Annotated in this window: 1 protein-coding gene and 1 pseudogene; both read right to left on the reverse strand. The window is 66.6% G+C overall.

Annotation, left to right across the window (positions count from 1 at the left end; translation table 11 throughout):
* Positions 1 to 304 (reverse strand): annotated as a pseudogene (locus HAQ05_RS28055) (DUF1353 domain-containing protein); the annotation flags it as partial.
* Positions 301 to 536: hypothetical protein (locus tag HAQ05_RS28060; protein WP_190427687.1), on the reverse strand; the 236-nt coding region annotated here is incomplete at its 5' end. The gene HAQ05_RS28060 and the pseudogene HAQ05_RS28055, both read right to left, overlap by 4 nt.

Here is a 536-nt window from a genome sequence, read left to right on the forward strand (position 1 = left end):
GCATGCCGTAGCCGGCGCAGATGCCATACAGCGCCAGAGCGCCCACGGCGATGATCCAGAGCAGCGGCGCCAGCCAGGAGACGAACGTCAGCACCGCGCCGGCAATCAGCGCGCCAATGGCACCCCAGCGGCAGACCTCACGCAGGATGCGGATAGACGCCAGGTCGCTGGTGAAGCCGGCCGGGACTTCGAGCATCCCGTGCACCGGGTCGTTGAATACCAGCGGTTCCAGCAGGGTGAACTCCCACCGGCTGACCTGGCGGGTGGCCACGCCGGCGGCGAACTTGCCGGGATCGAGCGTCATGCCGGCACCTCGAGCACAGGCAATTCGGCCAGGAACGCTTCCAGCGTCGGCACCTCGCGGGTGCCCGCCTCCACCGCGGAAAGCTGCTCGTAGGCGTATTCCCATACCAAAGAGCGCCACGCCCTAAATGCCTTTCCGTCCGCCTGAAAGCGCGCCACTGCAGGCTCGTCGGCATAGCTGATGGCCGTCATCAAGTTATCGTAGCCATGCTCCTGCGCCGCCGCATCGAGGT

Origin of the sequence: Pseudomonas typographi, assembly GCF_014694385.1 — a bacterium.
Taxonomy (GTDB): Bacteria; Pseudomonadota; Gammaproteobacteria; order Pseudomonadales; family Pseudomonadaceae; genus Aquipseudomonas; species Aquipseudomonas typographi.